This window comes from Citrobacter sp. RHBSTW-00671, assembly GCF_014103415.1.
Classification (GTDB): Bacteria; Pseudomonadota; Gammaproteobacteria; order Enterobacterales; family Enterobacteriaceae; genus Citrobacter.
The window spans coordinates 3,440,991-3,453,680 of sequence record NZ_JABXPR010000001.1 but is presented as its reverse complement, the minus strand read 5'-3'; the positions used below and the strand labels follow the sequence as shown (position 1 = coordinate 3,453,680).

Below are 12,690 nucleotides of genomic sequence, written 5' to 3'. Positions count from 1 at the left end.
GGCAGTGATGATACGCCGGATGCGACGCGGGCGCGTCTTATCCGGCCTAGGAGGAGGGCAATTAGCGTCCTGCTTTCAGCTTTTGATAATACTCTTCATAGATGGCGCTGGCGGAACCAACATCGTTCTGCCACTCCCCTTTATTGATGATTTCTGCATCCGGGTAGAGCGTTTTATCGTTAGCCACTTCCGGGCTTAACAGCTTACGTGCCGCCAGGTTTGGCGTCGGGTAACCAATGGTTTCCGCGACTTCTTTCGCGACATCCGGGCGCAACAGGAAGTTAATCAGCTTCAGCGCACCTTCTTTGTTTTTAGCATTTGCCGGAATAGACAGGCTATCCATCCAGAAAATACCCCCTTCTTTCGGCCAGACGACTTCCAGCGGTGTACCCGCCTGACGGGCCACGAACGCAGAACCGTTCCACACCATCCCCAGATTAACTTCGCCTTCCATATACGGGTTAGCCGGGTTATCGGAGTTGAATGCCGCAACGTTAGGCATTAGCTTCTTGAGCTCGTTATACGCGGCTTCAATCTCTTTCGGGTCGGTGGTATTCCCGGAGTATCCCAGCTTGCGCAGCGCCATCTGGAATACTTCGCGGGCATCATCCGTTAACAGCAGGCTGCCTTTGTATTCCGGTTTCCACAGGTCAGCCCAGCTGGTCACGGTTTTGGGATCAATGGCATCACTGTTAATACCAATGGCCGTCGCCCCCCAGATATACGGGATTGAGTAGTCGTTGTTCGGGTCAAACGGCTTATTGAGCATTTCCGGATCGAGGTTGTGGAAGTTGGTTAACGTCGACTTATCGATCTTTTGGATCATGCCTTCTTTGCGCATTTTGTCGACGTAATAGGTGGAAGGCACCACCAGATCGTACGCACCGTCTTTGTAGGTTTTGAGCTTGGCGTACATGGTCTCATTCGACTCGTAGGTCGAATAGATAACCTTGATCCCGGTCTCTTTAGTGAACTGTTCCAGTAGCCCTGGCGGAACGTACTCGGTCCAGTTATAGAAATACAGCGTGTTGTTATCATCAGCGTGAGCGGCGCTCATGCCCAGTGCCAGAGCACCCGCCGCGAGCAGGTGGCGTGACCATTTTTTCATTTAACGTCCCCTGAATGAAGGGCCTCAACGGCCCTTGGTTTTATCACGAGCAATAAGCTGGCTGGCGATCACCATAACCAGCGACAGAACCAACAAAATGGTGGCCAGTGCGTTCACTTCTGGTGATACGCCGACTTTAACCATTGAGTAGATTTTTAAGGGCAGAATTTCATAGCCGGGTCCGGTGACGAAGGACGAAACCACGACATCATCCATCGACAGCGTAAAGCTCAGCAACCAACCCGCAGCTACCGCGGGCATGGCCAGTGGCAGAATGATTTTGCGCAGAATAGTCACTTCACTGGCACCCAGGTCTTTTGCTGCCTCAAGCATACGTACGTCAAAGCCTTTCAAACGTGAGTAGACCGTCACTACCACAAAAGGCAGGCAGAAGGTAATATGCGAAAACAGCAGCGACCAGAAGCCCAGCTGAATACCAATCAGCATGAACAGCACCAGCAGCGAAATCGCCATCACGATATCCGGCGACATCATCACCACAAACAACATGCCGCTGACAAACGGCTTGCCACGAAAACGGTAACGATACAGAGCGACCGCAGTCAGTGAACCGATCAGTGTGGCAAAGGTCGCGGAGAGCACGGCCATCGTCAGTGAGTGCTGTGCCGCCTGCAGCAAACTGTCGTTGTTCATCAGCAGGCCGTACCATTTGGTGGTAAAGCCTTGCCAGTTAATGCCGAAGCGCGAGCTGTTAAAGGAGTTCACAATCAAAATGATGATTGGAATGTACAGGTACGCGTAGATAGCGGTCATAAAACCGCCGCGAAGCAGTCGACCGATCATTCGAGTTCCACCTTCTTGTTCAGCAAGCGGGAAGCGCGCCAGTAGATCAGCAGCATCAGCCCCATCACGATGGTCAGGGTAATACTGGTGGCGGCGCCAAACGGCCAGTCGCGGATGTTCAGGAACTGCACTTTAATCACATTACCAATCAGCAGGTTTTTCGCGCCGCCCATCAGGTCGGATACGTAAAACAGCCCCATGGCTGGCAGCATAACCAGCAAACATCCGGCGATAATTCCCGGCATTGTCAGCGGGATAATAATGCGGGTAAAGGTCTGAAGTTTGCTGGCACCCAGATCGCGCGCAGCTTCGAGTAACGGTTTATCCAGTTTCTCAATGCTGGAGTAGAGCGGCATCACCATAAATGGCAGCAGGATATACACCAGGCCAATAATGACCGCGCTGGGGGTAAACATAATGCGAATGGGCGTATCAATCACGCCGAGCCAGAGTAGAAACTCGTTGAGATAGCCTTTGGTACTGAGGAAAATTTTGAGTCCGTAGATGCGAATAAGTGAGTTGGTCCAGAACGGAACAATCAGGAGGAAGAGCAGCAGTGGACGCACTTTCTCCGGCAGCTTTACCAAAAACCAGGCAAACGGATAGCCGAGTACCAGGCAGGCGAGTGTGGCAATCAGCGCCATATTGAGGGAGTGAACCAGCACCTCAAAATAGAGCGGATCGAGCAGGCGAGCATAGTTTTCCAGCGTAAAGACCATTTTGACGAAATTAGCGTCGTCACGGGTCAAAAAGCTGGTGCCGATGATCATCAGGTTGGGCAGAAAGACAAACAACACAAGCCAACCGACAATGGTGACGATCACCACACTCTGGAATTTACTTGTGTTCTTCATCAGCCAGTACGACCTCCCAGCTTTCTACCCAGTTAATCGCCATTTTCTGGTCGAGCGAGTGGTCGAAGTCAGGATCGTCTTCGTTGAAGAATTCGCTGACCATTACCATCTTGCCGTTTTCCAGTTCAACAACTGACTCCAGCGTCATGCCTTTATAGTTACGTTCACGCACGTAACCGATAAGACCTTCAATATGATTATCGTCGTTGATCTCGTCAACACGCAGATCTTCCGGACGTAACAGTACGTGTAGCTTCTGTCCGGGAACTACCGCGAAGTTCACGTAAATATTACACTCGCGACCTTCAACGTTAGCACGAACACGCTGTTCGTCCAGACGTTCAATGACCGTCGCGTTAAACATATTGATTTCACCAATGAATCCGGCGACGAACAGATTCTTCGGTTCTTCGTAGATTTCTCGCGGTGTACCATCCTGCTCAATTTTGCCATCACGCATGACCACAATACGGTCTGACATGGTCAGCGCTTCTTCCTGATCGTGGGTGACAAAAACAAAAGTGATACCGAGTTTACGCTGTAGCGCCTTCAGTTCGTTCTGCATCTGCTTACGCAGTTTATAGTCCAGCGCAGAGAGAGACTCATCCAGCAGAAGCAAACGCGGTTTATTGACCACCGCACGGGCAATCGCCACGCGCTGCTGTTGGCCACCGGAGAGTTGATGCGGTTTTCGCTGAGCGAACTCTTCCAGTTGCACCATGCGCAGGGCTTCGGTGACGCGCGGAGGAATATCGGCTGCGGGGGTTTTTTGCATGCGTAAACCAAAGGCCACATTTTCAAACACGGTCATGTGGGGGAATAGGGCATAGCTTTGGAATACGGTATTCACGTAGCGGTTTTCCGCAGGAACGTGAGTGATGTCCTGGTTGTCCAGCATAATATGACCGGAATCAACCGTTTCCAGACCGGCAATCAGGCGAAGAACGGTTGTTTTACCGCAGCCAGAGGGGCCAAGTAGCGTGAGAAATTCGCCATTATTGATGGTCAAATCCAGGTTGGAAATCACCTCTTTGCCATCGAAACTCTTGCGAATTCCCGCTAGTTGCACCAGTGGAGAAAGCGAACGCGGTTGTTTATTCAATTTTTTACTCTGTCCCATGTAAACGCAACGGATGGCTGACCGATGCGGGGTTTGTGGTTAACCACCTTGATGACTCTTAATGAGGGCCGTTATTCTACGGCAAAGCGTGGTAATCGCCAATCCTTGTTGCGAATTACTGACTTAGCTTTATATTCAGAAGGATGTCATGGCGAAATATTCTCACTTGCGGGGATAAAAGTGACCTGACGCAATATTTGTCTTTTGTTGCTTATTGATAATGTTGTCACAAAAAGTGAGGGTGACTGCATGGATAAACTACTTGAGCGTTTTTTACACTACGTGTCGCTGGACACCCAATCAAAATCGGGCGTGCGGCAGGTACCCAGCACTGAAGGACAGTGGAAGTTATTGCAGTTGCTTAAGCAGCAACTCGAAGAGATGGGGCTGGTTAATATTACCTTGAGCGACAAGGGGACGTTGATGGCAACGTTGCCCGCAAACGTTGCCGGCAATATTCCCGCTATCGGTTTTATTTCCCATGTGGATACCTCACCGGATTTCAGTGGCAAAAATGTCAATCCGCAAATCGTTGAAAATTACCGTGGCGGTGATATTGCGCTCGGTATTGGCGATGAGGTTCTGTCGCCGGTGATGTTCCCGGTGCTGCATCAACTTCTGGGTCAGACGTTAATCACCACAGACGGCAAAACACTGCTGGGCGCGGATGATAAAGCCGGTATTGCCGAAATTATGACCGCTCTGGCCGTATTGATACAAAAAGATATTCCGCATGGCGATATTCGTGTGGCCTTCACGCCAGATGAAGAAGTCGGTAAAGGCGCAAAACATTTCGACGTTGCAGCATTTGACGCGAAGTGGGCCTATACCGTCGATGGTGGCGGCGTGGGCGAACTGGAGTTTGAAAACTTCAACGCGGCGTCGGTCAATATCAAGATCGTCGGTAACAATGTGCATCCGGGTACGGCAAAAGGGGTGATGGTGAACGCGCTGTCGCTGGCGGCTCGCATCCATGCCGAAGTTCCTGCCGATGAAAGTCCGGAAGCGACGGAAGGCTATGAAGGTTTTTACCATCTGGCAAGCATGAAAGGTACGGTTGATCGGGCTGATATGCACTACATTATCCGCGATTTTGACCGCAAGCAGTTTGAAGCGCGTAAACGCAAAATCATGGATATCGCCAAAAAGGTCGGTAAAGGGTTACATCCGGACTGCTATATCGAGCTGGTGATTGAAGACAGCTACTACAATATGCGCGAGAAAGTGATCGAGCATCCGCATGTGCTGGATATCGCCCAGCAGGCAATGCGTGATTGTGACATTGAGCCGGATCTTAAACCCATTCGTGGTGGCACCGACGGTGCGCAACTGTCGTTCATGGGATTACCTTGCCCAAATCTGTTCACCGGTGGCTATAACTATCATGGTAAGCATGAGTTTGTGACACTGGAAGGCATGGAAAAAGCCGTGCAGGTGATTGTACGTATTGCGGAACTGACGGCGAAACAGTAGCCGCTTTTGCCGGTAGATGCCGGATGGCGCTTCGCTTATCCGGCCTACGGGATATGATATTTGTAGGCCGGATAAGCGAAGCGCCATCCGGCGCACTCTCAATAGTTTATCCTTCGAAGAACCAGTATCCGCTATTCACCAGTGCGGCAAGCATGGCGAGGAAAGACGGATCTTCCAGCGCATCCTCAAAGTTTTCCGCTGTCAGCACAATATGACTGGCGAGCGCGTCCAGCGCCGGACGGTGCGGGGAGTCAATTCTCTCACCATTTACATAAACGTCATCGCCAATGCGCAGTACGCGCAACCCCCCCAGACGGACCAGGACATCGCCTTGCTTCAGGGCATCATAGATTTCGTCAGGCTGATAAGGTGGCTCAGGCGGAGCAACGTCCAGTTCATGACGCGACTGAGAGATAAACTCGCCAAACCACTGTTTAAAATGCTCCGGCTGGTTAATGAGTCCCAGCATCATTTCGCGCAGCTTGTCCATTTCCTGTGGCAGCACGTCTGCCGGGTGGTCGCGCGGCGGCAGATCGGGATCGCTGTAGTACGTGCTACCCAGTTCGCGTTGCAGAACGTAATCAGCAAATCCGCTGATCAGCTCCCGGGTATTCGGTGCGCGGAAACCTACCGAGTAATTCATCGCGTTTTCCAGCGCGTAGCCTTCGTGCGGGAATCCAGGTGGAATATACAGAATATCGCCTGGCTCCAGCTCTTCATCAATGATGGCTTCAAATGGATCGACCTGGAGCAGGTCAGGGTGCGGGCAATGCTGCTTCAACGGCAGTTTTTCACCCACACGCCAGCGACGGCGACCGGTTCCCTGGATGATGAACACATCATATTGATCCAGATGTGGGCCAACGCCGCCGCCGGGTACAGAAAATGAGATCATCAAATCGTCAATGCGCCAGTCCGGCAATTCACGGAATGGCCGCATCAGCGCTGCTGTAGGTTCGTGCCAGTGGTTTACGGCCTGAACCAGCAGTGACCAGTTGTTTTCACCAAGATGGTCATAGCTTTCGAAAGGACCGTGGCTAACCTGCCATTTGCCCTCCTGGTGGCTGACCAACCGGCTGTCGACTTCGCTTTCCATTGCCAGCCCAGCCAGTTCGTCAGGGGAGAGTGGATCAATAAAGTTGTTAAAGCCGCGTTTTAAGACCACCGGGCGTTTTTGCCAGTGACGTTCAAGAAAATCGGGCCAGTTAAGAGTGAGTTGGTATTCCATAATGAGCATCCCGCAGGCTGGTATCTGCAACCGATTATAACGGATACTTAACCGCAAGCGTGAAGTCAGTACATATTTATTACATGTAAAGATTACTCGTCTTTTTGTCCCGGATGTTGGCGGCCGAAAATAACTTCCATGCGCGCTCCGCCCAGCAGACTGTCGCCAGCGATAATCTGACCGTCATATTGCTCGGTGATCTCACGTGCGACGGCCAGGCCCACACCTTGCCCGGGACGTAAGGTATCCACGCGCTGACCACGGTCGAACACCACTTCACGTTTACTGCGTGGAATACCGGGGCCGTCATCTTCTACCACAATGTGCAGATGATCTTCCGTTAATTGCGCTGAGATCTCGACAAATTCCAGACAATATTTACAGGCGTTATCCAGGACGTTGCCCAGCACTTCGACGAAATCATTCTGTTCACCCACAAAGCTTGTCTCAGGTGAAATGTCGAGATTAATGTTAACCCCTTTACGCTGGTACACCTTGTTTAATGCAGAGGTCAGTTTATCCAGCAACGGTGCAACCGGATGCAGTTCCCGGCTGAGAAGGGCGCTACTGCCGCGCATGCTGGCACGATGCAGATAATAGCCAATTTGCTGTGAAATACGGCTAATTTGCTCCAGCATGATGGGTTCAGCATCGCTCACGCTCATTTTCTCATTACGCATCGAGCGTAGCGTGCTTTGCAATACAGCCAACGGTGTTTTCAGGCTGTGGGTGAGATCCGTTAACGTGGTGCGGTATTTATCGTAGCGCTCACGTTCGCTCTTTAATAAGCGGTTGAGGTTGCGCACCAGGCTGGTGAGTTCGCGCGTGGTGGCAGGATTAAGCATCTCGCGATGATGCTCCTCAAGCTCACGGACTTCGCGCGCCAGTGATTCGATAGGCCGCAGGCTCCACCAGGCTGCAACCCACAGCAGCGGGATAACCAACAGCAAATTGGCAACCAGCACATAAATAAACCAGCTCCAGACCATATATGAGCGTTTGAGCTCAATAGGAATGGTATCAACAACCACAATGGTCAGTTGTGGCATTCTGGCGGTGGCAGGGTAGATGTTTACGGCCACGGAGTGGGTCATTTCAGCGTTATCGTCATCTTCTCTGACTTCTCTTAGCTTCTGTTGCGCCGAATGATCTTCGCGTAGCAATGTGCTGGTGGCGTCGACATTGGCTTCAATCTCATGAAAACCATTTGTCTTTAGCCAGTCCGGTTCAATACGTTGTACCAGCCAGGGAACGTCGCGTTGGGCCCAGAGCAGTTTGCCGTTTTCATTATAAATCAGCGACATTGTGGGGCTTTGCATATCGAGATTTTCAGGTAGCTCGACATTGATTTTGCCGTTTTCCCATTTGGCCAGTGTATAGAACAGATTACTTTCGCCACGCAGCAGACGAAATGTTGTTTTATCAAAGCTGACGCTGTAGCCAACCAAAGCCACCATGCCGTAAGCCAGCGAGAGGACCAGTACAACGCCTGCGGTTGCCAGCAGAAAGCGCAGCCGCAGTGATAACGGGAAAAAATGACGCAGTAATTTATTCATCAGCGCAGTTCAAAAAGATAACCTTGTCCACGTACCGTGGTGATCACATCATCCGGATATTGCGCCTGAATTTTTTTGCGCAGACGTCCCATTAAGACATCAATGGTGTGACTTTCTCGCAGTTCAGCATCCGGGTAGAGCTGTAACATAAGCGAATCTTTACTAACGACTTTGCCGCTATTACGGATCAGCGTTTCCATAATGGTGTATTCGAACGCCGTGAGTTTAATCACTTCATCGTTCACGGACAGTTCGCGGCGAGAAAGATCCACCTGAAATGGCGGCAGCGAGATTATCTGCGAGGCCAGACCACTATTGCGGCGCATCAGTGCCTGCATTCTTGCTGCCACTTCTTCAATGTGAAACGGTTTTGTGACGTAATCATCTGCACCGGCGCTGAGCACTTCCACTTTGTCCTGCCAGCCTTCACGGGCGGTTAATACCAGAATGGGCAATGAAACGTCATTACTGCGCCAGCGACGGATCAGTGACAGTCCGTCTTCATCGGGGAGCCCTAAATCGACGATTGCAATATCCGGCAGGTGTTCATTAAGAAAATAGTCTGCTTCCTTTGCATCTTCTGCATCATCCACCTGGTGGCCTAAATCCTGTAGCTGAACCTTAAGATGGTGGCGTAATAATGCATTATCCTCAACAACCAGTACGCGCATCATTGTTTCTCCCTAAATTCTTGGTACGAATAGTTTAACGCTGATTATGTGGCTGTGGGGATAAACATTTAATAAACCGGGGGAAGGGAATCGTTAAGGCGATAAAATTAACAAGCCGGATAGCGTTCGTGCGTATCCGGCCTGGGTATGACATCAGCGGTGGGTCGAATGAGGCGAAATCGCTATCCGACACCTGTCCTGATTATTTCAATTCATCAACCATGGTGATGGCGCGACCAATATAGTTAGCCGGTGTCATCGCTTTCAGGCGGGTTTTCTCATCTTCCGGCAGGGCCAGACCGTCGATAAACTGCTTCATGCCCTCGGCGTCAACGCGCTTGCCGCGAGTCAGCTCTTTCAGCTTCTCGTACGGTTTTTCAATGCCATAGCGACGCATTACGGTTTGAATCGGCTCTGCCAGAACTTCCCAGTTGTGATCCAGTTCATCCAGCAGGTGATCGCGGTTTACTTCCAGTTTGCTCACCCCCTTCAACGTAGACTGATAGGCGATCAGCGCATAGCCGATACCCACACCCAGGTTACGCAGAACGGTAGAGTCAGTCAGGTCACGCTGCCAGCGGGAAACCGGCAGTTTGCTTGCCAGGTGCTGCAGAACCGCATTGGACAGACCCAGATTGCCTTCGGAGTTTTCGAAGTCGATCGGGTTAACTTTATGCGGCATGGTGGAAGAACCAATTTCACCGGCGATGGTTTTCTGTTTGAAGTGATTCAGTGCCACATAACCCCAGACATCACGGTCGAAATCGATAAGGATGGTGTTGAAACGGGCAACACAATCAAACAGTTCGGCAATGTAGTCATGCGGTTCAATTTGTGTGGTGTACGGGTTCCACTGAATGCCCAGCGAGGTGACAAACTCTTCACTGAACTGGTGCCAGTCAACTTCCGGGTAAGCGGCGATGTGGGCATTATAGTTACCGACGGCACCGTTGATTTTACCGAGAATTTCGACCTGATTGAGCTGGCGATACTGGCGCTCCATACGGTAAGCCACGTTAGCCATTTCTTTGCCCAGTGTTGATGGGGTGGCCGGCTGACCGTGGGTACGGGAGAGCAGGGGAATGTCGCGATACTGCACGGACAAGTCTTTGACCGCATCGATCAGTTGGCGCCAGTATGGCAGGATCACTTCATCGCGCGCCGTTTTCAGCATCAGCGCGTGAGACAGGTTGTTGATGTCTTCAGAGGTGCAAGCGAAATGGATGAACTCGGAAACGGCATGCAGCTCCGGGATATCCGCCACTTTCTCTTTCAGGAAATACTCTACTGCCTTCACATCATGGTTGGTCGTACGCTCGATGGTTTTGATACGCGCAGCATCTTCTTCATTGAAGTTAGCGACGATCGCATCAAGGAAACCGATTGCGTCGGCAGCAAAAGCAGGAACTTCCTTGATCGCTGCGTGCGCGGCCAGTTTTTGCAGCCAGCGTACTTCAACCTGTACACGGAATTTCAGCAAACCATATTCGCTGAAAATCCCGCGCAGCGCGCTGACTTTATCGCCGTAGCGTCCATCGACAGGGGAAACGGCGGTCAGTGAGGATAATTCCATAGATCACAACTCCGGGGTTAAATGAGCAAGAATTTGTTTTGCCTGAGTCGTCAGGCGATTACGAGAAAACATGAGTTGCAGACGGCCTCCACCAACCTGATGCCAGAGCACGGCAGCGCGAATGCCAGCCAGAAGCGATGCGCGTACCTTAGCCTGAACCTGCGGGCTCTGGAGAATGGCCGGAGAACCCGTGACCTGAATACGCGGGCCGAGTGGGCTGATGACGTCAACATAGATACCGGCCATCGCACTCATCAACGTTTCTGACTGCAAATCAAAATGGTCCAACTGGCGCTGCAAGCCGTTGATACGGTCTCCCAGCGTGTCCATAGCGCCTTTGGCTGCTGATAGCTTACGTTCCAGCACCATCAGGCTTAACGTGTAGCGGGTGAGTTCTGCATTCAACCCCTGACGACTGCTGGCATTAAGCACGCCAAGCAGTGTTTCAAGGCCAAGGCGCAGGTTGGCTTCACTGCCGCCGAACACGCCCAGCGTAGAGCTGGGGTTCATATCGATGACACTGTTCAGTGAAACGTGTAGTGCATCGGCATCACAATGCCCCTGGTGCGCCAGTTCTTGTACCAGGCGTGCCGACTGGCAAATACCTGCCAGGGCGAGGGTGATGTCATAATAATTCTTTGCCACGTTCACTGCTTCCTTGTATCAAATGTGTAAATAATTATACCGGCAGAGGCAGACGCTGCTCGATAATGCCGCCGCCGAGGCACACTTCACCGTTGTAAAAGACCGCCGACTGACCCGGTGTTACCGCCGCGACGGGTTCGTCAAAAATCACTTCAATACGCTCAGCATCCAGTGCTTTAACGGTGCACGGAATGTCGGTTTGACGATAGCGGGTTTTCACTGTGCAGCGCATGGTGCCGGTGAACGGTTGACGGTCGACCCAATGTAATTGCTGGGCAATCAGGCCAACGGACATCAGGCGCGGGTGTTCATGACCCTGAGCCACAACCAGAATATTGTTCTCAACGTCTTTATCCACGACATACCATGGATCTTCGGTACCTTCTTTTGTTCCGCCAATACCCAGACCTTTACGCTGGCCCAGGGTGTGATACATCAGCCCCTGATGCTGGCCAATTTCTTCACCGTCAACGGTAATGATCTTGCCGGGTTGTGCCGGCAGGTAACGACCGAGGAACTCGCGGAATTTACGCTCGCCGATAAAGCAAATACCGGTGGAGTCTTTTTTCTTCGCAGTAACCAGACCCAGATCTTCGGCAATTTTGCGTACCTGTGGTTTTTCCAGTTCACCCACCGGGAACAGACTTTGTGCGATCTGCTCATGGCCGAGGGTATAGAGGAAGTAGCTCTGGTCTTTGTTACCATCGAGTCCCCGCAGCAGGCGGCTTTTGCCGTCCACATCCGCGCGACGCACGTAGTGGCCAGTAGCGATGTAATCGGCACCTAAATCTTCAGCGGCAAATTCGAGGAAGGCTTTAAACTTGATTTCTTTGTTGCACAGAATATCCGGGTTCGGCGTACGACCCGCTTTGTACTCTTCAAGGAACAATTCAAAGACGTTGTCCCAGTATTCTGCAGCAAAGTTAACGGTATGCAGTTCAATGCCCAGTTTGTCGCAGACAGCCTGCGCATCCGCAAGATCGGCGGCCGCTGTACAGTATTCCTCACCATCGTCCTCTTCCCAGTTCTTCATGAACAGGCCTTCTACCTGATAACCCTGTTGTTGCAACAGCCAGGCAGAAACGGAGGAATCGACACCGCCGGACATGCCGACGATCACTTTTTTTTGGCTTTCAGACATAGGAATACTCACGACATTGAACTTCAAGGCGGCATATTCTAGCACGCAGCCCTTTACTTGACACCCTCTGTAAACGGCCAGTTAAATTCGCCGATCATTGCGAGTGGATAACGCTGTCCGCTTTGATAACAACGAATACTCTCGGCAACCAGCGGCGAACGCAGGTTTGGCGCAGAGAAGATCTCTTGCGCACTGACCCAACGACAGCAATCTATATCGTCGTCATGAGGTTCAGTAGCGCACATATTGGCAAGCTCAATAGAAAACAGAAAACGTAAAAAGGGTGTTCTGTCTGGGGCAATCCATTGATGCATTCGGATGAAGTGTTGTGGTTGCGCTTTGATCCCGGTTTCTTCCCACAGCTCGCGTGCCGCGGCTTGTATCAGGGTTTCATCGGCTTCCAGGTGTCCGGCGGGTTGATTCCACAACGCTTTGCCGTTGATGGTTTCCTCAACGACTAAAAACTTATCTTCTGCATGCACAATGCAGGCAACGGTGACGTGCGGTTTAAACATAC

General features: G+C 51.4%; 12 protein-coding genes. 1 reads left to right on the top strand and 11 read right to left on the bottom strand.

Going from position 1 to position 12,690, the window contains the following annotated elements; all coding sequences use genetic code 11:
• Nucleotides 1–61: 61 nt before the first annotated feature.
• Genes potD through potA form a run of 4 tightly spaced genes read right to left on the bottom strand, consistent with a single transcriptional unit; the run spans nt 62 to nt 3,886 of the window.
• Complete coding sequence (potD, locus tag HV261_RS16625) at nt 62–1,108, bottom strand: spermidine/putrescine ABC transporter substrate-binding protein PotD (RefSeq protein ID WP_202038887.1); 1,047 nt, start codon at nt 1,106–1,108, stop codon at nt 62–64.
• A gap of 24 nt (nt 1,109–1,132) precedes the next feature.
• On the bottom strand, nt 1,133–1,912 hold the full coding sequence (potC, locus tag HV261_RS16620; RefSeq protein ID WP_003030794.1) for a spermidine/putrescine ABC transporter permease PotC: 780 nt from the start codon (nt 1,910–1,912) through the stop codon (nt 1,133–1,135).
• On the bottom strand, nt 1,909–2,766 hold the full coding sequence (gene potB, locus HV261_RS16615; protein ID WP_137382944.1) for a spermidine/putrescine ABC transporter permease PotB: 858 nt from the start codon (nt 2,764–2,766) through the stop codon (nt 1,909–1,911). Before potB ends, potC begins: the two co-directional genes overlap by 4 nt.
• A complete protein-coding gene (gene potA / locus HV261_RS16610; RefSeq protein WP_202038886.1) occupies nt 2,750–3,886 on the bottom strand; it encodes a spermidine/putrescine ABC transporter ATP-binding protein PotA in 1,137 nt (378 codons plus the stop codon). Before potA ends, potB begins: the two co-directional genes overlap by 17 nt.
• Before the next feature lie 249 nt (nt 3,887–4,135).
• Between potA and pepT the strand changes: the two genes are divergently transcribed.
• Nucleotides 4,136–5,359 carry a peptidase T gene (pepT, locus tag HV261_RS16605; protein ID WP_137382942.1) on the top strand — a complete coding sequence of 408 codons (1,224 nt, stop codon included), beginning with the start codon at nt 4,136–4,138 and terminating at the stop codon, nt 5,357–5,359.
• A gap of 106 nt (nt 5,360–5,465) precedes the next feature.
• On the opposite strand, the gene roxA is transcribed toward pepT, so the two are convergent.
• From roxA to HV261_RS16570, 7 genes are all read right to left on the bottom strand, one after another.
• Entirely contained in the window at nt 5,466–6,587 is a 1,122-nt protein-coding gene (gene roxA, locus HV261_RS16600; protein WP_202038885.1) for a [50S ribosomal protein L16]-arginine 3-hydroxylase, read from the bottom strand.
• Between the two features lie 92 nt (nt 6,588–6,679).
• On the bottom strand, nt 6,680–8,143 hold the full coding sequence (gene phoQ / locus HV261_RS16595; RefSeq protein WP_202038884.1) for a two-component system sensor histidine kinase PhoQ: 1,464 nt from the start codon (nt 8,141–8,143) through the stop codon (nt 6,680–6,682).
• Nucleotides 8,143–8,814 (bottom strand): two-component system response regulator PhoP, encoded by a 672-nt coding sequence (gene phoP / locus HV261_RS16590; protein WP_137382962.1) that lies wholly within the window; start codon nt 8,812–8,814, stop codon nt 8,143–8,145. The genes phoQ and phoP overlap by 1 nt, the downstream gene beginning before the upstream one ends.
• A 202-nt stretch (nt 8,815–9,016) precedes the next feature.
• Nucleotides 9,017–10,387 (bottom strand): adenylosuccinate lyase, encoded by a 1,371-nt coding sequence (purB, locus tag HV261_RS16585; RefSeq protein ID WP_137382939.1) that lies wholly within the window; start codon nt 10,385–10,387, stop codon nt 9,017–9,019.
• A gap of 3 nt (nt 10,388–10,390) precedes the next feature.
• Nucleotides 10,391–11,032: a high frequency lysogenization protein HflD gene (hflD, locus tag HV261_RS16580; RefSeq protein WP_005120991.1), complete on the bottom strand. Its 642-nt coding sequence runs from the start codon at nt 11,030–11,032 to the stop codon at nt 10,391–10,393.
• A 34-nt stretch (nt 11,033–11,066) separates the two neighbouring features.
• Nucleotides 11,067–12,173, bottom strand: coding sequence for a tRNA 2-thiouridine(34) synthase MnmA (mnmA, locus tag HV261_RS16575; protein WP_137382938.1), 1,107 nt, complete (start codon nt 12,171–12,173; stop codon nt 11,067–11,069).
• A 53-nt stretch (nt 12,174–12,226) separates the two neighbouring features.
• On the bottom strand, nt 12,227–12,688 hold the full coding sequence (locus HV261_RS16570; protein WP_137382937.1) for an NUDIX hydrolase: 462 nt from the start codon (nt 12,686–12,688) through the stop codon (nt 12,227–12,229).
• Nucleotides 12,689–12,690: the final 2 nt, after the last annotated feature.

Coding starts and splice junctions, on each gene's coding strand:
- phoQ (WP_202038884.1), bottom strand. CDS start 8,143: ATGAATAAATTACTGCGTCATTTTTTCCCGTTATCACTGCGGCTGCGC.
- phoP (WP_137382962.1), bottom strand. CDS start 8,814: ATGCGCGTACTGGTTGTTGAGGATAATGCATTATTACGCCACCATCTT.
- potA (WP_202038886.1), bottom strand. CDS start 3,886: ATGGGACAGAGTAAAAAATTGAATAAACAACCGCGTTCGCTTTCTCCA.
- potC (WP_003030794.1), bottom strand. CDS start 1,912: ATGATCGGTCGACTGCTTCGCGGCGGTTTTATGACCGCTATCTACGCG.
- mnmA (WP_137382938.1), bottom strand. CDS start 12,173: ATGTCTGAAAGCCAAAAAAAAGTGATCGTCGGCATGTCCGGCGGTGTC.
- potD (WP_202038887.1), bottom strand. CDS start 1,108: ATGAAAAAATGGTCACGCCACCTGCTCGCGGCGGGTGCTCTGGCACTG.
- potB (WP_137382944.1), bottom strand. CDS start 2,766: ATGAAGAACACAAGTAAATTCCAGAGTGTGGTGATCGTCACCATTGTC.
- pepT (WP_137382942.1), top strand. CDS start 4,136: ATGGATAAACTACTTGAGCGTTTTTTACACTACGTGTCGCTGGACACC.
- purB (WP_137382939.1), bottom strand. CDS start 10,387: ATGGAATTATCCTCACTGACCGCCGTTTCCCCTGTCGATGGACGCTAC.
- roxA (WP_202038885.1), bottom strand. CDS start 6,587: ATGGAATACCAACTCACTCTTAACTGGCCCGATTTTCTTGAACGTCAC.
- HV261_RS16570 (WP_137382937.1), bottom strand. CDS start 12,688: ATGTTTAAACCGCACGTCACCGTTGCCTGCATTGTGCATGCAGAAGAT.